The sequence below is a fragment of the Streptomyces sp. ATLC9 genome (assembly GCF_057196705.1).
In genome coordinates, this window is record NZ_JBXUOY010000587.1 from 1 (window position 1) to 478 (window position 478).

1 protein-coding gene is annotated in these 478 nt (G+C 67.4%); it reads left to right on the forward strand.

The genetic code is table 11. The features are described 5' to 3' along the window. On the forward strand, positions 1 to 478 hold a 478-nt coding region (locus AC2CJA_RS27195; RefSeq protein WP_484605277.1), incomplete at both ends, for a transposase family protein.

Sequence of the window (478 nt, forward strand, 5' to 3'; positions counted from 1 at the left end):
CGACGGCATGAGTCACGTCATCCTCGACGGCACACTCATCGAGACGGACCGCCTGGCCGGTGTCCGCGACAACGGCAACGACCTGTGGTTCAGCCAGAAACACAAGGCGTTCGGCGGCAACGTGCAGTTCCTGGCCGCCCCGGACGGTACACCGCTGTGGATCTCCGACGTCGAGCCCGGCTCCACGCCCGACATCACCGCCGCCCGCCTCCACGCCCTGCCCGCCCTGTACAAGGCGGCCGCCGATGGCCTGCCCACCCTGGCCGACAAGGGCTACATCGGCGCCGGCATCGGCATCCACATCTCAGTCCGTCGCCCGAAAGGCCAGTCCGAACAGGCTCTGGACACTGACACTCGCACCACGAACAGCCTGATCAGAGGCATTCGTGCGCTCGGGGAACGCGCTGCCGCCGAACTCAAGCAGCGCTGGCGCACCCTCCAACACATCACTCTCAGCCCGAGCCGGATCGGCGACATC